This window comes from Pseudomonas sp. NFX15, from assembly GCF_049132105.1.
In the GTDB taxonomy this organism is placed as follows: domain Bacteria; phylum Pseudomonadota; class Gammaproteobacteria; order Pseudomonadales; family Pseudomonadaceae; genus Aquipseudomonas.
Genome location: NZ_JAFMPV010000023.1, coordinates 1 through 23,646, shown reverse-complemented (window position 1 = coordinate 23,646; position 23,646 = coordinate 1). Strand labels below are relative to the sequence as shown.

Annotated in this window: 21 protein-coding genes, 1 tRNA gene and 1 pseudogene; 11 read left to right on the top strand and 12 right to left on the bottom strand. The window is 58.2% G+C overall.

Going from position 1 to position 23,646, the window contains the following annotated elements; genetic code table 11:
* The first annotated feature begins 134 nt into the window (after window positions 1-134).
* Window positions 135-1,478 (top strand): aminodeoxychorismate synthase component I, encoded by a 1,344-nt coding sequence (gene pabB, locus J1D76_RS21285; RefSeq protein WP_421140325.1) that lies wholly within the window; start codon window positions 135-137, stop codon window positions 1,476-1,478.
* An 85-nt stretch (window positions 1,479-1,563) separates the two neighbouring features.
* On the opposite strand, the gene thrH is transcribed toward pabB, so the two are convergent.
* A complete protein-coding gene (thrH, locus tag J1D76_RS21280; protein ID WP_421140324.1) occupies window positions 1,564-2,181 on the bottom strand; it encodes a bifunctional phosphoserine phosphatase/homoserine phosphotransferase ThrH in 618 nt (205 codons plus the stop codon).
* A gap of 173 nt (window positions 2,182-2,354) precedes the next feature.
* On the opposite strand from thrH, the gene J1D76_RS21275 reads away from it, so the two are divergent.
* The 3 genes and pseudogenes from J1D76_RS21275 to J1D76_RS21265 all read left to right on the top strand — a co-directional run bounded on the left by J1D76_RS21275 (window position 2,355) and on the right by J1D76_RS21265 (window position 4,337).
* Window positions 2,355-3,095 carry a phosphoadenylyl-sulfate reductase gene (locus J1D76_RS21275; protein ID WP_421140323.1) on the top strand — a complete coding sequence of 247 codons (741 nt, stop codon included), beginning with the start codon at window positions 2,355-2,357 and terminating at the stop codon, window positions 3,093-3,095.
* Window positions 3,096-3,321: 226 nt separating this feature from the next.
* Window positions 3,322-3,450: pseudogene (locus J1D76_RS21270) on the top strand (Asp/Glu/hydantoin racemase); the annotation flags it as partial.
* A gap of 140 nt (window positions 3,451-3,590) precedes the next feature.
* On the top strand, window positions 3,591-4,337 hold the full coding sequence (locus J1D76_RS21265; protein WP_421140322.1) for a 3-oxoacyl-ACP reductase family protein: 747 nt from the start codon (window positions 3,591-3,593) through the stop codon (window positions 4,335-4,337).
* Between the two features lie 117 nt (window positions 4,338-4,454).
* Here the strand turns inward: J1D76_RS21265 and J1D76_RS21260 are convergent, their stop codons facing one another.
* On the bottom strand, window positions 4,455-5,150 hold the full coding sequence (locus tag J1D76_RS21260) for an HAD-IA family hydrolase (protein ID WP_421140321.1): 696 nt from the start codon (window positions 5,148-5,150) through the stop codon (window positions 4,455-4,457).
* A gap of 248 nt (window positions 5,151-5,398) precedes the next feature.
* Between J1D76_RS21260 and J1D76_RS21255 the strand changes: the two genes are divergently transcribed.
* The 3 genes from J1D76_RS21255 to J1D76_RS21245 all read left to right on the top strand — a co-directional run bounded on the left by J1D76_RS21255 (window position 5,399) and on the right by J1D76_RS21245 (window position 11,671).
* A complete protein-coding gene (locus J1D76_RS21255; protein WP_421140320.1) occupies window positions 5,399-10,195 on the top strand; it encodes an RHS repeat-associated core domain-containing protein in 4,797 nt (1,598 codons plus the stop codon).
* Window positions 10,192-10,479, top strand: a complete 288-nt coding sequence (locus tag J1D76_RS21250) for a contact-dependent growth inhibition system immunity protein (protein WP_421140319.1) — start codon at window positions 10,192-10,194, stop codon at window positions 10,477-10,479. The genes J1D76_RS21255 and J1D76_RS21250 overlap by 4 nt, the downstream gene beginning before the upstream one ends.
* 775 nt (window positions 10,480-11,254) lie before the next feature.
* Window positions 11,255-11,671, top strand: coding sequence for a hypothetical protein (locus J1D76_RS21245; protein WP_421140318.1), 417 nt, complete (start codon window positions 11,255-11,257; stop codon window positions 11,669-11,671).
* A 305-nt stretch (window positions 11,672-11,976) separates the two neighbouring features.
* Here the strand turns inward: J1D76_RS21245 and J1D76_RS21240 are convergent, their stop codons facing one another.
* The 7 genes from J1D76_RS21240 to J1D76_RS21210 form a co-directional block, all read right to left on the bottom strand.
* A complete protein-coding gene (locus J1D76_RS21240) occupies window positions 11,977-12,147 on the bottom strand; it encodes a hypothetical protein (protein ID WP_421140317.1) in 171 nt (56 codons plus the stop codon).
* Window positions 12,148-12,163: 16 nt separating this feature from the next.
* Entirely contained in the window at window positions 12,164-12,631 is a 468-nt protein-coding gene (locus J1D76_RS21235) for a glycine zipper domain-containing protein (RefSeq protein ID WP_421140316.1), read from the bottom strand.
* Between the two features lie 109 nt (window positions 12,632-12,740).
* Window positions 12,741-13,109 carry a bacteriocin gene (locus tag J1D76_RS21230; RefSeq protein WP_421140315.1) on the bottom strand — a complete coding sequence of 123 codons (369 nt, stop codon included), beginning with the start codon at window positions 13,107-13,109 and terminating at the stop codon, window positions 12,741-12,743.
* Window positions 13,110-13,419: 310 nt separating this feature from the next.
* On the bottom strand, window positions 13,420-13,608 hold the full coding sequence (locus J1D76_RS21225) for a hypothetical protein (RefSeq protein ID WP_421140314.1): 189 nt from the start codon (window positions 13,606-13,608) through the stop codon (window positions 13,420-13,422).
* A 145-nt stretch (window positions 13,609-13,753) separates the two neighbouring features.
* Window positions 13,754-14,074 carry a YbjQ family protein gene (locus J1D76_RS21220; RefSeq protein WP_421140313.1) on the bottom strand — a complete coding sequence of 107 codons (321 nt, stop codon included), beginning with the start codon at window positions 14,072-14,074 and terminating at the stop codon, window positions 13,754-13,756.
* A 27-nt stretch (window positions 14,075-14,101) separates the two neighbouring features.
* Window positions 14,102-14,284 (bottom strand): hypothetical protein, encoded by a 183-nt coding sequence (locus J1D76_RS21215; protein WP_421140312.1) that lies wholly within the window; start codon window positions 14,282-14,284, stop codon window positions 14,102-14,104.
* A gap of 327 nt (window positions 14,285-14,611) precedes the next feature.
* Window positions 14,612-14,701: transfer RNA gene (locus tag J1D76_RS21210), tRNA-Ser, on the bottom strand.
* A gap of 308 nt (window positions 14,702-15,009) precedes the next feature.
* On the opposite strand from J1D76_RS21210, the gene J1D76_RS21205 reads away from it, so the two are divergent.
* The 3 genes from J1D76_RS21205 to J1D76_RS21195 all read left to right on the top strand — a co-directional run bounded on the left by J1D76_RS21205 (window position 15,010) and on the right by J1D76_RS21195 (window position 17,770).
* A complete protein-coding gene (locus J1D76_RS21205; protein WP_421140311.1) occupies window positions 15,010-15,699 on the top strand; it encodes a crotonase/enoyl-CoA hydratase family protein in 690 nt (229 codons plus the stop codon).
* Window positions 15,700-15,913: 214 nt separating this feature from the next.
* Window positions 15,914-16,636 carry a lysophospholipid acyltransferase family protein gene (locus tag J1D76_RS21200; RefSeq protein ID WP_421140310.1) on the top strand — a complete coding sequence of 241 codons (723 nt, stop codon included), beginning with the start codon at window positions 15,914-15,916 and terminating at the stop codon, window positions 16,634-16,636.
* Window positions 16,637-16,798: 162 nt separating this feature from the next.
* Window positions 16,799-17,770 (top strand): magnesium and cobalt transport protein CorA, encoded by a 972-nt coding sequence (locus J1D76_RS21195; protein WP_421140309.1) that lies wholly within the window; start codon window positions 16,799-16,801, stop codon window positions 17,768-17,770.
* 97 nt (window positions 17,771-17,867) lie between these two features.
* On the opposite strand, the gene J1D76_RS21190 is transcribed toward J1D76_RS21195, so the two are convergent.
* The 3 genes from J1D76_RS21190 to J1D76_RS21180 form a co-directional block, all read right to left on the bottom strand.
* On the bottom strand, window positions 17,868-18,590 hold the full coding sequence (locus tag J1D76_RS21190; RefSeq protein WP_421140308.1) for an amidotransferase: 723 nt from the start codon (window positions 18,588-18,590) through the stop codon (window positions 17,868-17,870).
* Between the two features lie 95 nt (window positions 18,591-18,685).
* Window positions 18,686-20,830 (bottom strand): 3-hydroxyacyl-CoA dehydrogenase NAD-binding domain-containing protein, encoded by a 2,145-nt coding sequence (locus J1D76_RS21185; RefSeq protein WP_421140307.1) that lies wholly within the window; start codon window positions 20,828-20,830, stop codon window positions 18,686-18,688.
* Window positions 20,831-20,855: 25 nt separating this feature from the next.
* A complete protein-coding gene (locus J1D76_RS21180) occupies window positions 20,856-22,061 on the bottom strand; it encodes an acetyl-CoA C-acetyltransferase (protein ID WP_421140306.1) in 1,206 nt (401 codons plus the stop codon).
* 598 nt (window positions 22,062-22,659) lie between these two features.
* On the opposite strand from J1D76_RS21180, the gene J1D76_RS21175 reads away from it, so the two are divergent.
* The gene (locus J1D76_RS21175; protein ID WP_421140305.1) at window positions 22,660-23,481 is read left to right on the top strand and encodes a c-type cytochrome; all 822 of its coding nucleotides are present in this window, start codon (window positions 22,660-22,662) and stop codon (window positions 23,479-23,481) included.
* The last annotated feature ends 165 nt before the right edge of the window (window positions 23,482-23,646 follow it).

Sequence of the window (23,646 nt, the reverse complement as noted above, 5' to 3'; positions counted from 1 at the left end):
ACTGTAGGAGCTGGCTTGCCAGCGAAGACGGACTCCCAGCCACCAATGTCTCCAACCTGCCAATCCCCTCTAGGAGCAATGCCCCGAGGGGACTACAATCGCCACCCCGCCTCGATGGCTGATTTCCCCCACCCATGTTGACCTGTTCTGTACACCCGCTGCCCTATTGTGCCAACCCCGCCGACTACTTCGCGGCGATCCGTCATGCACCAGGCGCCGTGCTGCTCGACAGCGGCCGCCCCAGCGCCGATCGCGGACGCTATGACTTGCTCAGCGCCTGGCCATTGGAACAACTGACGGTAGCGCCGGACGAAAGTGGCGAGGCGTTCCTTGAACGTCTGCGCGCCAACCTGACACGACTGGGCGAAGCGACGCTGCCAGCCACCCATGAGTTACCGTTTGCGGGTGGACTCATCGGCTACCTGAGTTACGACTTCGGCCGACACCTTGAACGCCTGCCGAGCCAGGCACGGGACGACCTGCAATTACCCGACGCACGTTTCGGCGTGTACGCCTGGGCGTTGATCAGCGACCATCATTCGCAGACCAGCCAACTGGTGTTCCACCCGACGCTGCCAGCCAGCGAGCGTCAGCGCTTGATCGAATTGTTCAGCCGACCCTCCACGGAAGCGGTCACGCCCTTCAAGCTGCAAAGCCCGATGACGGCCGACCTGAGCGCTGACGACTACCGCCAGGCCATCGAGCGTATCCAGCACTACATTCAGGCCGGCGACTGTTACCAGGTCAACTTCGCCCAACGCTTTCGCGCGCCCTGCCTGGGTGATCCGTGGGCCGCCTATTGCGCACTGCGGGCGGCATGCCCTACGCCGTTTTCCGGTTTCCAGAGCCTGCCCGATGGCGCCGCCGTGCTCAGCCTGTCACCGGAACGCTTCGTCAAAGTCAGCCAGCGCCAGGTGGAAACCCGTCCTATCAAGGGCACACGCCCGCGGGGCCCGACGCCTGAGCAAGACACACAGAACGCCGCCGAATTGCTGGCCAGCCCCAAGGACCGTGCCGAAAACCTGATGATCGTCGACCTGCTGCGCAACGACCTGGGGCGTACCTGCCGCATCGGTTCAGTGCGGGTACCGGAATTATTCAGCCTGGAAAGTTACCCGAACGTGCATCACCTGGTGAGCAGCGTCACCGGTGAACTGGCGGATGAGCGCGATGCCCTGGACCTGATCGCTGGCAGCTTCCCCGGTGGCTCGATCACCGGCGCACCGAAAATTCGCGCCATGCAAATCATCGATGAGCTGGAGTCGACCCGACGCGGGCTGTACTGCGGTTCGTTGCTGTATCTGGACGTGCGCGGCGAGATGGACAGCTCCATCGCCATTCGCAGCTTGCTGGTCAAGGATGGGCAGGTGTGCTGCTGGGGTGGCGGCGGGATTGTTGCGGACTCGCAGTGGCAGGCTGAGTACCAGGAGTCGATTACCAAGGTGAAGGTGTTGCTCGATACCCTGCAAGGACTTTAAAAGCTTCGCCGGCAAGCCGGCGCCTACAGGGATCACTGTTATCTTGTAGGAGCTGGCTTGCCAGCGAAGGCGTCCTTTCAGACGACTATAAACTCAAGGTACGGTTCGAAGCCTTGATGAACTCCTGCTTCAACGCCTCGAACGTGTGCACCGCCGGGAACTGCGGGAACTCGGCAATCACATTGTCCGGCGCATGGAACAGAATCCCGGCATCGGCCTCACCCAGCATGGTGGTGTCGTTGTACGAATCCCCCGCCGCAATCACCCGGTAGTACAGGCTCTTGAAGGCCAGGACCGACTGACGCTTGGGATCTTTCTGACGCAACTGATAGCTGGTCACTCGCCCGGTGTCGTCAGTAATCAGACGGTGGCAAAGCAAGGTCGGGAAGCCCAGTTGACGCATCAGCGGCTGCGAGAACTCGTAGAAGGTGTCTGACAGGATCACCACCTGGAAGCGCTCGCGCAGCCAGTTCACGAACTCGATAGCGCCGTCCAGCGGCTTGAGCGTGGCGATCACTTCCTGAATGTCGGAGAGCTTCAAGCCGTGCTCGTCGAGAATGCGCAGGCGCTGCTTCATCAGCACGTCGTAGTCGGGAATGTCCCGGGTGGTGGCCCTGAGGGATTCGATCCCGGTTTTTTCGGCAAAGGCGATCCAGATTTCCGGAACCAGCACACCTTCAAGATCCAGACAGGCAATTTCCACAAGACACTCCCATTTGTATTGATTATTGAGTCGAGCAAGCAAAAAGACTGCCGAACTCTAGCGATTCGAGCCTCCCGGCGCAACGCAGAGGATGCCCCGGCGCGTGCAGCTTTTTGTTACCATCGCCCCCCTATAGAGCGCCCAGCGCCACCGACCTGTAGGAAGCCGCCCTGATGAGCCCAACGTTCGACGTCGTGGAACTCGCCACGACCTATGCCAACAAATCCGCCGAGGACATCCTGAAACTCGCGTTCGCCGAGTTCGGCGATGACCTGTGGATATCTTTCAGCGGTGCCGAGGATGTGGTGCTGGTGGACATGGCCTGGAAGCTGAACAAGAACGTCAAGGTGTTCAGCCTCGACACCGGGCGTTTGCACCCCGAGACCTACCGTTTTATCGATCAGGTGCGCGAGCACTACAAGATCGACATCGAACTGGTGTCGCCGGACTACACGAAACTTGAACCGTTCGTGAAGGAAAAGGGCCTGTTCAGTTTCTACAAGGACGGTCACGGCGAATGCTGCGGCATTCGCAAGATCGAGCCGCTGCGCCGCAAGCTGTCCAGCGTGAAAGCCTGGGCCACCGGCCAGCGCCGCGACCAAAGCCCCGGCACCCGCAGCGCCGTGGCGGTGATGGAAATCGACACCGCTTTCTCCACCCCGGAACGCACCCTGTACAAGTTCAACCCGCTGGCGCAGATGACCAGCGAAGAAATCTGGGGCTACATCCGCATGCTGGAGTTGCCGTACAACAGCCTGCACGAACGCGGTTTCATCAGCATCGGCTGCGAACCCTGCACCCGTCCTGTCCTGCCCAACCAGCATGAGCGCGAAGGTCGTTGGTGGTGGGAAGAAGCCACGCAGAAAGAATGCGGGCTGCATGCGGGAAATATCATCAGCAAATCGAACGCCTAACCCCCTGTAGGAGAGAGCCTGCTCGCGATAAACCCGAGAACGCCATAGGGTGTCAGGTTTACAGCGTTCATTAACGAGCATCGCGAGCAAGCTCGCTCCTACAAAAAATGTGTACACACGAATGTCACCATCGGTGCCATTCCTGCGTGCACTTTTTGTTTCTACGCCTAAAAAGTTACATCCCCGCGCCTGCCTTTCCTCGCCACCCCCTTCTGAATCCCCGTTCGGCGTGACGGCGGCGGTGACCATTGCCGAGTCCCTGGTGCGGCTCGGATTGTCGACGTCAAAAGTGCGGACCTATGCAACACCGCGACCGAAAAACATCATTGGCTGGCCGGCACGGTTTGCCCGTTAGGCCGGGTTATCGCTCATCGCGGGCGAGCCGTTCATCGTACCGTCATACGACGTAGATCCTGAGGGAGCGTGGCGCGCAATCGCGAATCAGTACTAGGCTCCATCAACCGAGACATCTCGCCTCGGCACTTGGAGACCGACATGACTACTCAAAACCTCAGCGGCAAAGTGGCATTGATTCAAGGTGGTTCCCGCGGTATCGGTGCCGCCATCGTCAAACGCCTCGCTGCTGAAGGCGCGACCGTTGCCTTCACTTATGTCAGCTCGACGGCCAAGGCCGAAGAACTGCAAAACAGCATCACTGCCGAGGGCGGCAAAGCCCTGGCGATCAAGGCCGACAGCGCCGACGCCGAAGCGATCCGCGGTGCCGTGTCCGCCACGGTAGAAGCTTTTGGCCGCCTGGACATCCTGGTCAACAATGCGGGCGTACTGGCGGTTGCACCGCTGGCGGAGTTCAAGCTCGAGGACTTCGACCAGACCCTGGCCATCAACGTACGCAGCGTGTTCGTTGCCACCCAGGCCGCGGCCAAATGCATGACCGAAGGCGGTCGCGTCATCAACATCGGCAGCACCAACGCCGATCGCATGCCCTTCGCCGGTGGCGGCCCGTATGCCATGAGCAAGTCCGCCCTGGTCGGCTTGACCAAAGGCCTGGCCCGCGATCTTGGCCCCCAGGGCATCACCGTCAACAACGTACAACCGGGACCGGTCGACACCGACATGAACCCGGCCGACGGTGACTTTGCGCAAAGCCTGATCCCGATGATGGCGGTGGGCCGCTATGGCAAGGCCGAAGAGATCGCCAGTTTCGTCGCCTACCTCGTCAGCCCTGAAGCCGGCTACATCACCGGTGCCAGCCTGACCATCGACGGTGGCTTCGGCGCCTGATGCCCTAAATGCAATGCACAATGTGGGAGCGAGCCTGCTCGCGAAAACAGTGGTTCAGACACTATTAATGTTGTCTGGCCCACCGCCTTCGCGAGCAGGCTCCCACATTGTTTTGTCTCAGGTCCACTCAAGCGCCGGTAGGCCACAAGCGTGCGGTTCGAACGCTTTCAACGTACGAAGAATGCCATCGGCGTGTGCGTACTTGGCATCGGCCATGGCCGCATCCGGGATCGCAATCGCCGTCATCCCCGCCGCTTTCGCCGCCGTCACGCCAAAGGGCGAATCCTCGAATACCAGGCAATCCTCAGGTGCCACACCCAGGCGCCGCGCTGCGGTCAGGAATATATCCGGTGCAGGTTTGGCTGCGCCTACCTCGGGGTCGTCGGCGGTGACAACGAAGTCAAACAAGGCAAACCAATCGCGATGCAAGGTGGTTTTCTGGCCGAACGACTGGCTCGACGAGCTGGTGCCCACGGCGATGGGAATGTTGTTGTCCTTCAGATGCCGTACCAATTGCTGTGCGCCTGGCATCGCTTGCGCTGTAGGAAAACGTTCGCGCATCAGCGGTTCGCGGACCAGTAGAAACTCCTCGGCGGTGATCGGCAAATCCAGTGCCTGCACCACATAGCGCGCCAGATCCGCCGCGCCCCGGCCAATGATGTTCTGCTTGATGCTCCAGTCGAACGTCCGGCCGTAGCGCGCGGCGATGATGGACGTGACTTCGGTGTAGATGCCCTCGGTATCGAGCAATAAGCCGTCCATGTCGAATATCACGGCCTTGATCGGGCCGAATGCTATCAGGGGTGCATTCATCGCATCTGATCCGTTTTCTGAGGCATCCCGGGCGGCGCAGACATTGCCAAGGCCCGGAGGGATTAAAGGTTTCAGCAGCATAGCGACCACCGCTAGCCCAGGGCAACGATGAAATCCCGATCCACGCCCAACGGCTTTCCGTCATTTAGCGAATCGCCCTACATCAACCGCCAACTTTCCCGACTTCTTTCCTTGCCGATCCCCCGCAGAGTTTCGCGCTCCACAAGCCACCCAGCGAAAGACTGCCGATGTTCAATCCCCAACAGATGTTGGCCCTGAATAACACCATCGGCCTGCTGGTGGTTGCCGCCATGAACCCCGAGCATCCGGATTTTGAAGCTTTGCTCGGGGAATTTCGTCTTTGCCTCAACGATTACGACACCTGGGCGGAAAATTTCTGGACCGGCCGACTGCTGGATGTCGAGCAAGTCTTCAAGGTCGGTAACCAGGTCCGGCTCAGCGCACCGAAAAATTCAACGTCCCCCGTCAGCTCGACGGTTGCCGCCTGCCCCGCTAGCGGTCCGTTGACGCTGGTGCATATGTTCGACGCCGCGCGATTCGTGCCCATCGGTGACACACCGGTCAAGCTCGAGCCGTTACTCAATGAGGGTCAAGGTGAACCCGAATATGGCGCGCCGATTCACGCCACCATCGGCCCCAGCGGCATCTTGGAAATCCCCGATTGCTGGCGCGGCCAACGCTATCGCATCACCTTCTTTCCCAACGTTTGCGCCGCGCATGTCAAAGCACTTTACGACTCCTATGTGGGTGTAATCGGCGACCTGGAGGGCTGGCTGCGCTCTGAGTGGGAGACAGAGTTCCAGCCTTTGTGGGCCGAGTTTTCCGGGGCGGGCTTCACGGAACGCTATCGCACATTGCAACGGGCCGATTGGCGTGGTTTCGAGAAGTCACTGCATGGATTGTGGGATGACGTGAAGCAGGTGTACGCCCTGATCGCGGACCTGCAAGCCAACAGCGAAAAGCTTCTTGAGTACCTCAGTGAGGCGGACCTTGCGGCGTTGTTGAATGCATCGTCCGAGGCCATCGCCAACCTGCTGCTGGTGCTCGGTGACGAGCCGCTGATGTTCATTCATCTGGCCGCGTTCACCAGTTGGCTGAAGATGTTGCCACCGCAATACAGCGCCGAAGTCGTGGCGCAAATTCGAACGGAGATCCTGATTGGTTTCCTGCTGGCCTGTCTGACCGGACCTGTGGGCCTGAAGCTAGGCCTTAGCGTCAAAGTGTTGAACAGGATCAACTCCCCACGTGCCCGCCGCTGGTTGGCTGCGGCCAGCCTGCGACTGGCCGAACTGGCCTCTCGATCCGACCTGCAAGCTCACGCTGGGGCACTGAAGCCGTTAATGGTCGGTGCCCGGAATGCGCCGCTGAAACCTGCACCCGCGGTCCCATTGCTGATCAGCGCGACGGACAAACCCGTTGTCCAGATCGAAAACCCGATGGCCATCGCTCGGAAAAAGTCAGGAGCCACGACTCGTCTTAGCCGACATGAACATCGGGACGATGCTTCGAGCCAGGCGAAAAACCCCAACGGCGACAGCAGCGATACCGTCGAACGCACCGCGACCAACCAGTGCCCGGTGTCGATGGTCACCGGCGAAGAACTGCTGACCCTCACCGACGGCACCCTCGACGGCATTTTGCCCTTCGACTTCACCCGCCTTTATCGCACCAGCGCCGTCGAACTCGATTGCGGTTTGGGTTTTGGCTGGAGCCATTCGCTGTCGCAACACCTGGAGGTCGACGGCGAGCAAGTGATCTGGGTCGATCAGGAAAACCGCCGGACGCGGTTTCCGCGACCGACGCGCGAACGCCCGGTGATCCATAACAGTTTGTCGCGAGCGGCGATTTACCTCGGCGAGGAGCCGGATGAACTGATCCTCGCCCTGGCCGGTGATGCACCGCGCTTTTATCACTTTCGCGATGGCCGACTGACAACGATCAGCGACGCCTATGGCAACCGCCTGGGCCTGCGCCGCGATTACCGCGACCGGATCGAACGCCTCGATAACGGCGCCGGCCGTTCGTTGTTCTTGCGCTACGAGCACCAGCACCTGATGGCCATCGACTATCAGGTGCGGCAACCGGCGCCCAGTGAGGAACACTCCTGGCGTACCGAACAGACGCTGGTGACTTACCGCTACGACGCGCGCCAGCGGCTGGTCGAAGTGACCAACGCCGCCGGCGAGTCCGAGCGTTACGACTACGACGAACAGCACGTCATCCTGCAACGGCAACTGGCCGGCGGCGCGAGTTTTTTCTGGGCCTGGGAACGGGCCGGCAAAGCGGCGCGTTGCGTGCGGCACTGGGCGTCGTTTGCGCAGATGGAGGCGCGTTACACCTGGGATGAGCGCGGCACGGTCACGGTAAAAAACGCCGATGGCAGTGAAGAAATTTACCAGCACGACGAGCGCGCGCGGCTGGTGCGGCAGGTCGGGCTGGACGGTGGCGAACGGCATAAGGCCTATGACGATCAAGGCCGTCTGATCGCCAAGCAGAACGCCCTCGGCGCTGTTACCGAATACCGTTATGACGAGGTCGGACGGCTGATCGCGCTATTGCCGCCGTTTGATGCGCCGACGTCCTACGAGTATCGCCACGGTTTCCTGCACGCGCGCCGCCGCGGTGAGGCTGAGTGGAAATACCAGCGCAATACCCAGGGCGATATCAGCGCGGTCACCGACCCGGAGGGGCAGATCACCCGCTATTTCTACGACCCGCAGGGACGGCTGCTGACCGTCCGTTATCCGGACCAGAGCGGCCATCACTTCGTCTGGAACGGCTTGGGGCAATTGCTCGAAGAGACCTTGCCGGACGGCAGCCGACGGGCCTTTTCCTACGACGATTTGGGTCGGCGGATTACCCAGCGCGATGAGCACGGCGCGGTCAGCGCTTATGCGTGGGACGCCGTTGGCCGACTGACCCAGACGACTTTTCCGACCGGCGCACGTTGTCGTTATGCCTACAACGCCTACGGCCAGATCACCAGCGAAACCGACGAACTGGGCCGAATCACCCGCTACGAGTACGCCGACGACCTGCATCGGGTCAGCCGCCGCATCAACCCCGACGGCAGCACCCTGAATTACCGTTACGACCACGCGCAGTTGTTGCTCACCGCCATCGACAACGAGGTCGGTGACACCTACAAGCTGGACTACACGCCGGGCGGACTGATCCGCCAGGAAACCGGTTTTGATGGCCGGCGCACCGCGTACGCCTACGACCTCAACGGCCAGTTGCTGGAGAAAACCGAGTTCGGCGACGACGGTTCTTCTCTGGTCACCCACTACCAACGCGATGCAGCCGGACGTCTGTTGCTCAAGACCCTGCCCGACGGGGTCAAGGTCGCCTACCGCTACGACGACCTCGGCCGCCTGCGCAGCGTCGATGGCGGCCAAAACCATCCGCTGGAGTTCGAATACGACCGCCAGGACCGGCTGATCACCGAACACCAGAGTTGGGGCACCCTGCGTTACGCCTACGACAGCGGCGGGCGGCTCAAGCGCTTGCGCCTGCCCGACGGCTGCGTGCTGGATTATCAGCATGCCGAGGGCGGCGCGCTCACGGCCATCGACCTCAACGGCACCCGCCTGACCAGCCACCGCTTCGTCGCCGGCCGCGAACGGCAACGCCAGCAGGGTCAGTTGCTCAGCGACTATGCCTACGACGATCAGGGCCGTTTGCAGGCGCATGCCGTCAGACACCACCAGCAAACCCTGTACCGCCGCGACTATGCCTACAGCGCCCGCGGCAATCTGCTGCAGATCGACGACAGCCGCCACGGCCAGCGTCGCTACCAGTACGACGCCCTCGACCGCCTGACCCGGGTGCGCCATCTGCGCGACGAATCGCTGGAACACATCAGCCACGACCTGGCCAACAACCTGCTGATCCACAACCGCCCCGGCCCCACCCGGATGCAGGGCAACCGCCTGCGCCAGCGCGATGACAGCCATTACGACTACGACGCCTTCGGCAACCTGATCCGCGAACGCCGCGGCATCCCAAGCCAGGTCACCGAATACCGCTACGACAGCCAGCACCGCCTGACCGGCGTCACCACCCCGGACGGCCGAAAAGCAAGCTACCGCTACGACGCCTTCGGCCGACGCATCGCCAAAACCGTCAACGGCCAGACCACACAATTTTTCTGGCAAGGCGAGCAACTGATCGCCGAAAGCGGCCCCAACCACTACCGCAGCTACCTCTACGAACCCGGCACTTTCCGACCCTTGGTCATGCTCGACGGCAAGGGCCGCCAAAACGCCCGCCCGTTCTACTACCAACTCGACCACCTCGGCACCCCGCAGGAGCTCACCCGCCACGACGGCCAACGGGTCTGGTCAGCGCGCTACAGCGCCTACGGCAAACTGCGCGAAGTGAGCCACGGCAGCGGCGAACACCTGGAACAACCGCTGCGTTTTCAGGGGCAGTACTGCGATGCCGAGACCGGCCTGCACTACAACCGCCATCGCTACTACCACCCGGATCTTGGACGTTACCTGACGCCGGATCCGGTCAAATTGGCCGGTGGGCTGAACCCGTACCAGTACACGCGCAACCCGACGGGGTGGGTGGATCCGTTGGGGTTGGCTTGCAAATGCCCAGGAGATATCAATGCGGACGGACCGTTTAGCGAAATTGTCCCCGGCGGCGGATTGGCGACGCATGAAGCTCGGGGCGGTCACCTAATTGCGAAACACATCGGTAGATCCAAGGAACAGTTGGCAGAAAGGCTCAGTGATGAGCCGTGGCTGGGCAGAGCATCTACTTTTTATGATCGAGCCATAGCAGAAAAATCCACATCTAGTGTATTAGCAAAGAACAAAGCACAAATAGAAACCTTCACTAAAAGCAAAGAAAATCAACTAATCATTAAGGATTCAGTACCTTACCCAGTCGGTGTTATCCTAAAACGCCAAGCATCTGATGTGGTACCTGGCTCTGGAGTGCTACTAGTTTTACGGAAGGACAAACAATTGCCTAGCGGATATCGAATACACACGGGATATGCAGAAAAATGAGTACGCAATACCCAGCGTTAGTCCAATTTTTTTCTGGTTATTTTCATCAAGATTGGAGATCTGATCATGCGACCGAAGACGAAGTGATTCGAGCATTCGTTGCAGACTCATCAATTGAGATGATTGCACGAGTGAAAGATGAGTTAATACTTGTTGTGAATACAATCCAAAATGAAGGTGAATTACAAGAATTCCTATTTGAGGGATTAGGATGCTCCTACTATTACCCTTATGCATGGCCGTCAGGTAGGGCTTGGCTGGAGCATGTTTTAGGCATGCTCTGATTATAAGCCTCGACTGGCTGAACTCATTGGATATAGGCAGTAGCGAAATAATGGACAGAGTTTTCGGTTACCTATTTCAATACATAGCAGTATCCATAAATTGGTGAGGCGAAGTTTCTACTGCATTCCTTTTATGGTCGATGGCGTTTCAGTGGCGGCGTGTACGAGCCCTCACTTATTGGAACACGTTGGCGTCGACCTTTGAGGCTGCTAATGCGCACTTCGTAAGACTTATAGCACCGACTGTACCATGGTACACGTTTCGACGAGGCGGGGTTCTCAGCAACACTATTTTAGACGCTACTTCTGCTAACTACGAAGGTAGCTAAAAAACGTTTAACATCCAACCCATAGGGAAATAGGTATGAAAATTATTGAAATACCAATAATTACACACGGAGTTACTCAGAAAGCCATTATCGAATGCGACCGACGAAAACGGACTTTGATACTAATAATGGAGAACGGATCAAAAAAAACCTATACAGCTCGAGACTTCTATGAATGTCTGGGATTATTAAGAGCAGATTTTCCGGAAACGATTTTTCTATGTAAAGGGGCGAAGCTCAATGTTTATCCGTCTAGAATGTCGTCCCAAATGTCCACAGGCATATTGGCCTATGAACACACACTAGAACAATCAGCTGAGCCTGAAGACCTTGTTAATATCTTCGATTATGAAGAAGTCGACATAACACACGACATTCAACAACAAAGAGAATTTTACAAACGATGGCTCGACTCCTTACGAACAAATCGACCAGAGTAATACGGGGTGGTTCGCTCTAGGAAATTTGAAACTTTAGAAGTATTGATCATCGCGAATGGAACGCGTCAAGGGGCCGAACTCCTGTGCGACTCAAAAAACCTAACAATTACTTTCATTATGAAAAATGGCTATAAAAACTCGGAGACCGGCAGCGATCTATATGAATGCTTTGGAAAAATAAGAAAAAACAACCCTGATGTAACCTTTTTATGTAAAGGCGCAAAAATCAATGTCCACCCTTCAAGTATGTCTTCACAGATGACTCAAGGGGTGAAGGCATACGAGCTAACACTGGGAAAAAATGCACACAGAAATGATGTGGTGAGTATCTTCGACTACGAAGAGGAAAACCTGACAAATAATCCGGAGATCCAAAAGGAATTCTTTATGAGGTGGATTAATACTGACCCTGTCGACCAATAAATAGAATGCTAGAAACACTCAATCAAATTTTGCCACCGACAACGTCAGTTTTTATTTGCATCAAGATCACCCTCTTTTGTCTCATTGCTCGTAGCTTGTTCCTCCCCTACATCATCCTCTGGCGGAAGTTGATCTCGCGCCAAGGAATTCGTCGGCGAAGGCAGCGGATATTCTGGAGTGTCGTCAACTTCGGGGTCTTTCAAATCAGCGCACATATTGCACCTCTCTATCGGATTGAAGTGCAGAGAACTGGGCGCGGAATGCGTTCGTCCAGGCACACCCGCCCAATTCAATACCGCTCTCAATCAATCCTCATCTTCAAAATCCACATTCCCCACATCCCCAGCATCATCCGCATCGTTCAGCGGTACCGTCGCATCATCCATCAACGATCCCGGATCTTCGTTGCCGGGATCGTTGATGAATGGCAGCCCGCTTGGTCCTTTTTCTTCCTTGCCTTCGGTTTCCGGAGTCATGGGATGCCTCGCTCAGTCAGTGATGTTTGTTGTGGTGTTTGTTTGAGTGTTTATGACCGCCACCGGAGTGTGAGTGGCTGCTGTCACTTCCCAGATTGTTACCGACCGCTCCGCCTGCCGCGCCGCCAAGCCCAGCACCGACGGCCGATCCGGTCGAGCCGCCGAGGTTGTTACCGACGACCGAGCCACCGGCTGCGCCCAACCCACCGCCGATCGCCGCTTCTGTGCGACTGTGCTTGGGTGCCGCAACGGCACTGCCGGCCGCGCCGCCGACACCGGCACCAATCGCTGCACCGGTGCTACCGCCCACATGGCCGCCGACGACATTGCCCAGCACGCCACCCAGTCCACCGCCCACCGCGGCATCGCCGTTACCGGCTGCCAGTGCGGCCTGAGAGAGCAGCAATCCGAAAACAATCGCTGGCAACATCAATCGTCGAGCGCTCAAGCTTCCGGTTTCTTTGCCGCTGGGTTTCGGGTTCATGGCACGCCTCGCATTCTTCAAGGGTATGGAAGTTTTGAGCCGCAGCACCGCAAAACGTTCACATACGAAAAAGCCCGGCATAAAACCGGGCTTTTTATACCTGGATGGATCAGTGACGCTTGTGACCATTTGCCATGTTGCTGCCGACGCCGCCGCCCAGTGCGCCGCCCAGGCCTGCACCGATGGTTGCGCCGGATTTGCCGCCGAGGCTGTTGCCGATCACCGAACCACCTGCCGCGCCAACGCCGCCACCAATTGCCGCACTGGTGCGATGACCTTTCTTGGCAGTCACTGCGCTCCCGGCCGCGCCCGCAACACCTGCGCCAATCGCTGCACCGGTGCTGCCGCCCATTTTCTGGCCGACCACATTGCCCAATGCGCCGCCCAAGCCACCACCTAGCGCGGCTGTGCCGTCACCCGCCATTGCACCTTGAGCAAACAGAAGCCCCAGAAAGAGAGCGGGCAGAGTTAAACGCATGACAAAAACCTCAAAAATAGGGGTACACAAAAAGGGGGCGAGATTGAATGCTTTTGCGCGGATAAAGTCCAGCACGCCGGTCCAACTTCGCGATTGGCGACGGTTGGACAGCGTTTACGGAAAAGGTTTTATCGCGGACAAAAAAAAGCCCGCTGGGGAAACGGGCCAGGTGTTGCTTTCTAACGGATGAGCTGAGACTACGGAGCCTGCTGTGAAAAGTTTGTGAAGGATCGAAACCTTAAACTATTTGTCATACAACCCGTTCAGGCATGAAAAAACCCGCTCAATGACGGGGTCTGCTGAAGGTGAATTACTTCATGACCGGCACTGTCACCTTGGGCAGAAATTTGCCCTTCAGCACCCTGCAAGCCCGGGTCTTGATCTTGTCGACCTCGGTCTGGTCCTCGCCGAAACCGGCCACATACTGGGTCTGGCCACACCGCACGGAATTGTTGATCGGAAACTCTGCGCCATCGTCCTCGAGATACGGATCAGTCATTTCTTCACCCCTTTTCTGAAAGCGGGATCGACACCGGCAAGCCCTTTTGCCCGAAAAATATCGATCACCAAGGCTTTCGAGACTAGCCGGTCACTAACGGACTTGCCGTTCCATTTTTCCCGACACCGACGAATGGCCTGCCCCTTTACCCCAGCTTGACCGCCGTCCCGGTGACAAATACCACGACCATTGCGCCCTTGCCCGCCGGCATACTGATCTCATAATCGAGCCCGACTACCGCGTCTGCCTGAAGCGCCTGCGCCCGCTCCTTGATTTCATCGGTGGCCTGGATGCGTGCTTCCTTCAACGCTCGCTCCAGTGTCTGCGAACGCCCACCGAAGAAGTCACGCATCCCGGCAAACACGTCACGGACGACGTTGATCCCTTGCACCGACTCAGCACTGACGATGTCCAGGTAGGCTGTAATCTGCCGGCCTTCGATGGAATGGGTGGTGGTGGTGATCATTGCTGCTCCTTGGATAACTCGACGCCGTCAAAGCAGCTTGATCAGCACCGCAGTGATAGTGGCAACCGTACCGATAAGGCCAGTCGCAACCGCCACAGGATACCAAAACGTTTCACGCGTCATCTTGCCCGCCTCAGCGTTCAGCTTGCGCTGCTCCGCCATCAGCTTGACGATTTCCACGTGAACCTTTTCGAGTTCGGCCTGCTTCATTGTGAATTCCTGCATACCGTGTATATGCCCATTTTGGCAAAGCGTCGCACCAAGTACGCGACTCGTTTTTGCATTCTGTACGTAGAAAACAAAAACGCAAAGCCTTTGGCGGAACACATAATTTGAGCTGTCAGGATCTCTGAAAGACACGAGTTGCTGTGCCTTTCGCCATTACGTCCGACAAGATACTCTTTCTTCCTACGATCATTTCGGAAAGCACCTTAAGCCGCAAACCTGAGTCACCTCGAAACGGCGCGAAAAATCTTGGGCAATAAAAACACAAAACCCCCGGCTTCTTTCGAAACCAGGGGTTTTGTTTACAGAATGTGGCGGTGAAGGAGAGATTCGAACTCTCGATACAGTTTCCTGTATACACACTTTCCAGGCGTGCTCCTTAAGCCACTCGGACACTTCACCGTATCTCTTCAAACATGTTCTGTCTGTCGAGGCGCGCTAATGTAGTCGAAAGCTTTTCCGATGGCAAACATTTTTTTGAGAATTTTCATGCGGTTAACGCGATTCACTGTTTGTGGTCGCTGCGAGCCATGGCAAACCGGCCAAACTCCGGCTTCGTGCCTGCTCCTATATAGAGGGGAATGCCCAATAGGCGCGGCCGGGTGCCTGTGACGTACAGCAAAAGGGTGACTGGCGGGTCAGTCACGGCGCTTTACCTGGCCGGCGGCGGTGGGTAACGTCTGCCCAACTTTATTGAAAGGAATAGCGTCATGAGTGAGTTGATTTCCTACCATCTCGAAGACGGTATCGCGACCCTGACCTTGAGCAATGGCAAGGTCAATGCCATTTCCCCGGATGTGATTGCCGCGTTCAACGCTGCGCTGGATCAGGCGGTGGCTGATCGTGCGGTGGTGATCATTACCGGCCAGCCGGGCATTCTTTCTGGCGGCTATGACCTGAAGGTGATGACCTCCGGCCCTAAAGAAGCCGTGGCGTTGGTGACTTCCGGCTCGACCCTGGCCCGTCGCCTGCTGTCGCACCCCTTCCCGGTAATCGTCGCGTGCCCTGGGCATGCGGTGGCCAAAGGTGCGTTCCTGCTGCTGTCGGCCGACTACCGTATCGGCGTGGATGGGGCCTTCAGCATTGGCCTGAACGAAGTGCAGATTGGCATGACCATGCACCACGCCGGCATCGAGATTGCCCGTGATCGCCTGAACAAAGTGGCGTTGCAGCGTTCGGTGGTCAACGGCGAGATGTTCACGCCACAAGGCGCTGTGACGGCTGGTTTCCTGGATGTGCTGGTGTCGGCTGAAGAACTGCAAGGCGCGGCGCTGGCGGCGGCTCGCCAGTTGAAGAAGATCAATATGACCGCGCACAAGAACACCAAGTTGAAGGTGCGCAAGGCATTGCTCGAGGCCCTGGACAACGCAATCATCCAGGATCAGGAGCATTTGGGTTAAGCCCGAATCTGTAACGTCGAAAAGCCCGACCGTCGTGTCGGGCTTTTTCTTACCTGTCACTCTGAAAGGTGTGTAACCGCTCTAGACCGCATCTGACCGATAAGTCGGAAACATCAGCACAAACATCGGTTATCTCCTACCTATCTGGCGGCAATTGCCGAAAACAGTGCACATCCGTACACTGCGCCACCTTTTGTCCCGCTGGGGCCTGTAAATGCTGTTTTTGTTTCGTATGTCATTGATGGGCATGCACTTTATCGTGGCGGGTGTGCTGGGCGTGATACTCGGCCTGTGCCGGCCGTTCAACCCGGACAATAGCCGTCTGTGCGCACGCCTGTACGCGTGGCCGGCCATGTGCATTTTGCGCTTGCGGGTGAAGGCCGAGGTCGGGCCGCTGATGGACAAACCCGACAGCTGCGTGATCATCGCCAACCACCAGTCCAACTATGACCTGTTTGTGTTTGGCAATGTGGTGCCGCGCCGTACCGTGTGCATCGGCAAAAAGAGCCTGAAGTGGGTGCCGCTGTTCGGGCAGTTGTTCTGGCTGGCGGGCAATGTGTTGATCGACCGTGGTAACGCGCACAAGGCACGCCAGTCGATGCTGACCACCACCCACACCCTGCAAAACAAGGAAACTTCGATCTGGGTGTTCCCGGAAGGTACGCGCAACCTGGGTGAAGAACTGCTCCCGTTCAAGAAAGGCGCGTTCCAGATGGCGATTGCCGCCGGTGTACCGATCGTCCCGGTGTGTGTCAGCAGTTACGTCAAACACATGCGATTGAACCGCTGGCGAAGTGGGAAAATTCTGATTCGCTCATTGCCAGCGATCCCCACAGTCGGATTGAGTCTGGATGACATGCCCCTGCTGATTGCTCAGTGTCGCGAGCAGATGCGTGAATGCATCGAATCGATGGACCGGCAACTGCAAGCCGCCTGAAAATCAAAACCCGCCTGGTGCGGGTTTTCTTTTGCCTGCGAACCTTTGCCGGCGAACTCGGCAGATTTAACTGACTCTCAAACACTGGCAAGGCTAAGCTGATCAGCACTGCCATTGCATTTGTTGCCAATTAAAGCTGCCAATAAGAAGTGAACCACCATCATGGGTAGAGTTGTTGCTGCTGCGGTTTATAGCGCGGGAAAGAAAGTCACCAATATCACCCTCGACGAAGGCGCAGCCTGGGCAGCCAAACCCGGCCACTTTGTCTGGATCGGCCTCGAAGAGCCAAACGCCCAGGAGCTGGCCAACCTGCAACGCCAGTTCAACCTGCACGAACTGGCCATCGAGGACGCCCTGGAAAAACACAGCCGACCGAAGCTGGAAACCTTCGGCGATGCGCTGTTCATCGTGACCTATTCGCCCATCCGCCATGAGGGCAAGCTCGAGTTCATCGAAACTCACATCTTCGCCGGCAACGGCTACATCATCACGGCGCGCAACGGTCACTCGGCGTCCTACGCCCACGTCCGACAGCGCTGTGAGGCGCGTCCGCTGTTGCTCGACCACGGAGAAGATTTCGTTCTGTATGCCCTGCTCGACTTCGTGATCGAAAACTATCAGCCGATGGGTGAAGCCATTCACGCGGAAATCGATGAGCTGGAGCGCAATGTGTTGTGCGGTTCGCTCAATGATTACGACATCCAGAAACTCCATGGCCTGCGTCGCGATGTCTTGCGCTTGCGCCGTTATGTGGCGCCGATGATCGAAGTGGGCGAGGAACTGCAAAAGCTGAGCTTCCCGTTCATCGACAAGAACATGCGCCCGTACTTTCGCGATGTGCAGATCCATGTCACGCGGCAGATGGAAGACCTGACGACCCTGGCGGATATTGCCAGCCAGACGATTGAAGTCGGGGTGTTGCTGGAAGCTTCACGTCAGAGCGTGGTGCAACGCAAATTCGCAGCTTGGGCGGCCATTCTGGCGTTTCCGACGGCGGTGGCGGGGATTTACGGGATGAACTTCCAGAACATGCCGGAGTTGAGCTGGCACTACGGGTATTTCGCCGTCCTCGGCTTCATTACAGTTGGATGTGTAGGGTTGTGGGCGAGCTTCAAGAAGTCGGGGTGGTTGTAGTCGGGACCTGGGTGTTTGGGAGATTCGCTGGCAAGCCAGCTCCTACAATGGACACGAATTCTTCTGTAGGAGCTGGCTTGCTAGCGAAGCTTTTGCCTTAAGCCGTTTGTGGCTTGTGCGCCACAAACCGCATCATCCATTCGGCAACCGTAGCGCCGTGATGTGCCTGTTCCAGGCTTGCAATGCCTTTGGAGTAAATCGGCTCACCCAAGGCTTCCTGGCGAATCTCCAGCAGGGCACGGGAATAGTCGTGGATGAATTCCGGGTGCCCCTGGAAGCACAGCACCTGGTCGTTGATGTGGTAGGCGGCAAACGGGCAGAAATCACTGGACGCGATGACCGTAGCGTTTTCCGGCAGGGATGTGACCTGATCCTGGTGGCTGATCAGCAGCGTCAGTTCCTCACGCACCGGACTCATCCATGGCGCCTTGGCGGCCATTTTATAGTTATGCGTGCCGACCCCCCAACCCTGGGTTGCCCGTTCGCTCTTGCCGCCCAGCAGCAGTGCCAGCAATTGGTGACCAAAGCACACACCCAACAGCTTGTCGCCGCGCTCGTAGCGGGTCAGCAGGTATTGCCTGAGGGTTTCGATCCACGGGTCGGTGCCGAAGGAATCGGCCTTGCTGCCTGTCACCAAGTAGGCGTCGAACGTCAGGTCGTCGCTTGGGTATTGACCCTGCACCACGTTGTAGATGGTGAACTCGGCGGCAATCGGTTGCTGCGAAAACAGGTGTTTGAACATCTGCCCGTAGCCCTGATATCGGTCAACCAATTCCGGACGCAGGTGATCGGTTTCCAGAATGCAGATGCGTAACGACATAAAAAATACCTGACACGTGATGGGAATAATGCACACCCCAGAGCCTGCCTTGAAACACCGTGACAAGGCAAGCCCCGAAATGCGTGATCCCGCCCTTAGAACCCCTCCCCCTTGGCCGCTTTCTCCAGCAACAACGCGGGTGGCGCAAACCGTTCACCGTATTGCTTGGCCAGGTATTGGGCCCGGGCGACAAAGTCCTGCACGCCGTACTGGTTGATGAACTGCAGCGCACCGCCGGTCCACGCGGCAAAGCCGATCCCGAAGATCGAACCGACGTTGGCATCGGCCGTTGAGGTCAGTACCCCCTCCTCCACACAACGCACCGTTTCGAGGGCTTGCACGAACAGCAAGCGATCACGCACATCCTTGGGTGAAATCTGACCGTCGGCTTTCTCGAAGCGGGTTTTCAGTTCAGGCCACAGGTGTTTCTGGCCGCCCGCCGGATACTCGTAGAAACCGCCACCGGCTGCCTTGCCCGGACGCTTGTATTCATTGAGCAGCAAGTCAATCACGGCGAATGCCGGATGCTCTATCAGCGGTTTCCCTTCTGCTTGCAGGTCCTTGGCCGTTTGCAGGCGGATATGGCTCATGAGACTGAGGGAAACTTCGTCGGAAATCGCCAGCGGTCCTACAGGCATGCCGGCTTTGCGCGCTTCTGTCTCGATCATCGCCGCATTGACGCCTTCGCCCAGCATGGCGATGCCTTCGTTGGTGAAGGTGCCGAACACCCGCGAGGTGAAAAAACCGCGGCTGTCGTTGACCACAATCGGGGTTTTCTTGATTTGCAGGACGAAATCAAATCCGCGGGCCAGGGTTTCATCGCTGGTATTGGCGCCCTTGATGATTTCCACTAGCGACATTTTTTCCACAGGGCTGAAGAAATGCAGGCCAATGAATTTGCTCTGGTCAGGCACGGCGTTCGCCAGGCCACTGATCGGCAAGGTCGAGGTGTTGGACGCGATCACCGCGTCCGCGCCGACGACCTTCTGTGCCGCCAACGAAACCTTGGCCTTCAGCTCACGATCCTCGAACACGGCCTCGATGATCAGGTCACAACCGGCCAGGTCGGCATCGCTTTCGCTGGTTTGAATGCGTGACAGAATGGTGTCCCGTTGCTCATGGCTCAAATGTCCGCGAGCGACTTTCTTGTCCAGCAGCGCCGCCGAATGCGCCTTGCCCTTCTCTGCTGCGGCAAGGTTGATGTCCTTGAGCACCACCTCAATACCTGCCGACGCACTGACAAATGCAATACCGGCCCCCATCATCCCGGCGCCCAGCACTCCGACCTTACGGGTGACATAGGGCGCAAAACCTTGCGGCCGCGAGCCGCCGGCATTGATTTCGTTGAGCTGGAACCAGAACGTACCGATCAGGTTTTTCGAGACCTGGCCGGTGGTCAGTTCGGTGAAGTAGCGGGTTTCGATCAGGTGCGCGGTGTCGAAATCGACCTGGGCGCCTTCGACCGCCGCACAGAGGATCTTCTCCGGCGCCGGCATCGTGCCTTGGGTTTTGCTGCGCAGGATAGACGGTGCAATCGCCAGCATCTGCGCGACTTTCGGGTTTGACGGCGTGCCACCCGGAATCTGGAAACCCTTCACATCCCAACGCTGCACAGCCGTCGGGTTGGCGACAATCCACGCCCGCGCCTTGGTCAGCAAGTCGTCGTGATCGGTTGCCAGCGCATCGATCAAGCCGGCCTGCAGCGCCTGCTGTGGCCGCACCTTCTTGCCTTCGAGCAGATACGGCAGGGCCTTTTCGATCCCGAGCATGCGCACCATGCGCACCACGCCTCCGCCGCCCGGCAGCAGGCCGAGAGTGACTTCCGGCAGGCCCAGTTGCACCGACGGATTGTCCAGCGCTACGCGGTGATGGCAGGCCAGGCAGATTTCCCAACCGCCGCCTAATGCAGCGCCGTTGATCGCGGCGACCACGGGTTTGCCGAGGGTTTCCAGGGCGCGCAACTGGCCCTTGAGGGTCAGGACCATGTCGTAGAAGGCCTTGGCGTCGGGTTTGCCGACCTTGATCAGTTCATTGAGGTCGCCGCCGGCAAAGAAGGTCTTCTTGGCCGAGGTGATGATGACACCGGCGATGTTGTCCTTGTCCGCCACCAAGCGTGCAACGCAGGCGGCCATGGCCTCGCGGTATACCGCGTTCATGGTATTGGCGCTCTGGCCGGGCATGTCGATGGTCAGGACGACAATCTGGTCCTGGCCTTTTTCGTAACGAATGGCTTCGTTCATATTCAGGTTTCCTTGAAGTCCAGGCTCAGAGGCGTTCGATGATGGTGGCTATGCCCATGCCGCCGCCGACACACAGGGTCGCGAGGCCATAACGCAGGCGCCGGGCTTCCAGCTCATCGAGCAGCGTGCCAAGAATCGCGCAGCCGGTGGCGCCCAGCGGGTGGCCCATGGCGATGGAACCGCCGTTGACATTGACCTTGTCTGGGTCAACTGCCATGTCCTTGATGAACTTTAATACCACCGATGCGAATGCCTCGTTGACCTCAAACAGGTCGATGTCCTCGACTCGCAGCCCGGCCTTGGCCAGCGCTTTACGGGTCGCCGGTGCGGGGCCGGTGAGCATGATGGTCGGATCGGTGCTGGTGACCGCCGTGGCGACGATCCGCGCCCGAGGCTGCAAGCCCAGCGCCCGGCCCTTGGCCTCGGAGCCGATGAGCATCAGCGCCGCGCCATCGACAATCCCGGAACTGTTGCCGGGGGTGTGAACGTGGTTGATCCGCTCGACATGGCTGTAGACCCGCAGCGCGGTGGCATCGAAGCCCATCTGCCCCATCATCTCGAAGCTCGGCTTGAGTTTGCCCAGGCCTTCAAGGGTCGAATCGGCGCGAATGAACTCATCGTAATCGAGCAGGATGATGCCGTTCTGGTCCTGCACCGGCACCAGCGATTTGTTGAACGAACCGTCGGCCCGTGCCCGCGCAGCTTTTTGCTGGGAGTGCAGCGCGTAGGCGTCGACGTCCTGGCGGCTGAAACCTTCGAGGGTGGCGATCAGGTCGGCGCCTACGCCCTGCGGCGTGAAGTGACTGTGCAGATTGGTCGCCGGGTCCAGCGCCCACGCCCCACCATCGCTGCCCATCGGTACCCGGGACATCGACTCGACACCACCGACGACCACCAGGTCTTCGAAGCCGGAACGCACTTTCATCGCACCGAGGTTTACAGCCTCCAACCCCGAAGCGCAGAAACGGTTGATCTGGACTCCCGCCACGCTGACATCCCAATCGGCCACCTGAGCGGCGGTCTTGGCGATGTCGGAACCTTGATCGCCAACCGGCGTCACGCAGCCGAGCACCACATCATCGACCTGGCTAGTGTCCAATGCCGTGCGCTGTTGCAGTGCGGTGAGCAAACCGGCCACCAGGTTCACCGGTTTGACACTGTGCAAGGCGCCATCGGCCTTGCCTTTGCCGCGGGGCGTGCGTAACGCGTCGAAAATCAATGCTTGGGTCATGACGTCCTCGAACCGCAGTGCAGGTGGGGAAATACCGAGTGCCCACTCTTGGCCCGAGTCGCGTTTGATTCAATGACCGCAGCGCTCACGCGCGTTGACGCACACGCTCAGACGGACGGTAGTGAGCGGCTGGATTAACCGATTCAGGACAGCAAGCTGTCTAGCCAACGGGCGGCAAAGAAGCTGGCAATAGGCCTCATGCCTTTTTTAACACGATTCGTAACCGAACCATACGAAATGGATCTAAACCAGACGCAGCGCGGGCTCTAAGGTGAACTTGTACGAAGTTGTCGTCGGGTTTTGCCGAGGCGCTCGTCGCTACAGGAGTGCACCTGCCGTCATGGAGCTATGCAGGCAGGCATCAGGAAATAACAAAAAAGGCGGTCAAGCCATGTTCAAACAACCGAAAGTACGTCAAGCCGGACTCATCCTTTTCGCCACCACGCTGTTGTTGATACTGCCGAACCTGACCAGGGTCATCGGCTAGTCGCGTCTAAAAGAAACGGCGTCACAGTTTTTGAATGGCCACCCTCAAAATGTGACTGGCCCGCTACCCGGGCCAGCGTGGCTGTGCCAACCTTAACGGCACTTCCACGACATGGACGGCAATCATTTGAAAATACTCATACTGCTCGGGGCCCTGCTTATCGGCTCGCCCCTGTATGCCGCACAGTTGAACCTTGGGCTGGGCGAGAACAGTCGCACTTGGCAGACCGAGGAATTGCTCAAGCATCCTCAGGTTCAAACCATTCACATCAGTAACGACGTTTCCTACAAACGGGACATGAGCTACCGCGCCGTGCCCCTGTCCGCGTTGCTGACTGGCATCCAGCCTGACGATCATCTACAAGCCGTGGCGCTGGATGGCTTTGCCGCCGAGATGGCCGCTGCGCCGCTGCTCAGTAGCCGGGGTGCCCGGGCCTGGTTGGCGATTGAAGATCCGGCCCAACCGTGGCCATCGCTGTCGGAAGGCAAGCCGGGCGCCGGGCCTTTCTATCTGGTCTGGACCGACCCGCAGGCTGGCAATATCAGCCCGGAGCAATGGCCGTTCCAGGTGGCGAGCATCAAGCGCCTGGCACCTGTGGCCGAGCGCTTTCCCGCCCTGCTGCCCGACCCGGCGTTGAAGGCAGATGATCCGGTTAACAAGGGGTTTGCACTGTTCCAGAAGAACTGCCTGGCGTGTCATCGACTCAACGGTGCCGGAGATGCGCAGTTCGGGCCGGACCTGAATATTCCGTACAACCCGACTGAATATTTTGGCGCAGACTTCCTCAAGCGCTACATCCGCGATCCACAGAGTTTGCGCCAGTGGCCACAGGCGAAAATGCCCGGGTTCTCGACCGAGGTGTTGCCGGAGGGGGATCTGGCGATGCTGGTGGGGTATTTGCAGCACATGGCCGGACGCAAGGTTAAGCCCTGATTTCAGGGGCTGGCCCACTATATCCTTGTCCATATTGGCCCCCCTGTAATTGGATGGACTCGCCCAAGCCGAGGCGTCAATGCGCCACGGTGGCAGTCTAAACAGCCAACGACAGCGAGGGCGAGTCCATGAAAAATCATAGTTCGATTCATCAATCCGTGTCTT

What these genes read in the sequence shown, in the direction of transcription:
- pabB (WP_421140325.1), top strand. Translation starts at nt 135, where the DNA reads ATGTTGACCTGTTCTGTACACCCGCTGCCCTATTGTGCCAACCCCGCC.
- J1D76_RS21275 (WP_421140323.1), top strand. Translation starts at nt 2,355, where the DNA reads ATGAGCCCAACGTTCGACGTCGTGGAACTCGCCACGACCTATGCCAAC.
- J1D76_RS21265 (WP_421140322.1), top strand. Translation starts at nt 3,591, where the DNA reads ATGACTACTCAAAACCTCAGCGGCAAAGTGGCATTGATTCAAGGTGGT.
- J1D76_RS21260 (WP_421140321.1), bottom strand. Translation starts at nt 5,150, where the DNA reads ATGAATGCACCCCTGATAGCATTCGGCCCGATCAAGGCCGTGATATTC.
- J1D76_RS21255 (WP_421140320.1), top strand. Translation starts at nt 5,399, where the DNA reads ATGTTCAATCCCCAACAGATGTTGGCCCTGAATAACACCATCGGCCTG.
- J1D76_RS21250 (WP_421140319.1), top strand. Translation starts at nt 10,192, where the DNA reads ATGAGTACGCAATACCCAGCGTTAGTCCAATTTTTTTCTGGTTATTTT.
- J1D76_RS21240 (WP_421140317.1), bottom strand. Translation starts at nt 12,147, where the DNA reads ATGACTCCGGAAACCGAAGGCAAGGAAGAAAAAGGACCAAGCGGGCTG.
- J1D76_RS21235 (WP_421140316.1), bottom strand. Translation starts at nt 12,631, where the DNA reads ATGAACCCGAAACCCAGCGGCAAAGAAACCGGAAGCTTGAGCGCTCGA.
- J1D76_RS21230 (WP_421140315.1), bottom strand. Translation starts at nt 13,109, where the DNA reads ATGCGTTTAACTCTGCCCGCTCTCTTTCTGGGGCTTCTGTTTGCTCAA.
- J1D76_RS21225 (WP_421140314.1), bottom strand. Translation starts at nt 13,608, where the DNA reads ATGACTGATCCGTATCTCGAGGACGATGGCGCAGAGTTTCCGATCAAC.
- J1D76_RS21220 (WP_421140313.1), bottom strand. Translation starts at nt 14,074, where the DNA reads ATGATCACCACCACCACCCATTCCATCGAAGGCCGGCAGATTACAGCC.
- J1D76_RS21215 (WP_421140312.1), bottom strand. Translation starts at nt 14,284, where the DNA reads ATGAAGCAGGCCGAACTCGAAAAGGTTCACGTGGAAATCGTCAAGCTG.
- J1D76_RS21205 (WP_421140311.1), top strand. Translation starts at nt 15,010, where the DNA reads ATGAGTGAGTTGATTTCCTACCATCTCGAAGACGGTATCGCGACCCTG.
- J1D76_RS21200 (WP_421140310.1), top strand. Translation starts at nt 15,914, where the DNA reads ATGCTGTTTTTGTTTCGTATGTCATTGATGGGCATGCACTTTATCGTG.
- J1D76_RS21195 (WP_421140309.1), top strand. Translation starts at nt 16,799, where the DNA reads ATGGGTAGAGTTGTTGCTGCTGCGGTTTATAGCGCGGGAAAGAAAGTC.
- J1D76_RS21190 (WP_421140308.1), bottom strand. Translation starts at nt 18,590, where the DNA reads ATGTCGTTACGCATCTGCATTCTGGAAACCGATCACCTGCGTCCGGAA.
- J1D76_RS21185 (WP_421140307.1), bottom strand. Translation starts at nt 20,830, where the DNA reads ATGAACGAAGCCATTCGTTACGAAAAAGGCCAGGACCAGATTGTCGTC.
- J1D76_RS21180 (WP_421140306.1), bottom strand. Translation starts at nt 22,061, where the DNA reads ATGACCCAAGCATTGATTTTCGACGCGTTACGCACGCCCCGCGGCAAA.
- J1D76_RS21175 (WP_421140305.1), top strand. Translation starts at nt 22,660, where the DNA reads ATGGACGGCAATCATTTGAAAATACTCATACTGCTCGGGGCCCTGCTT.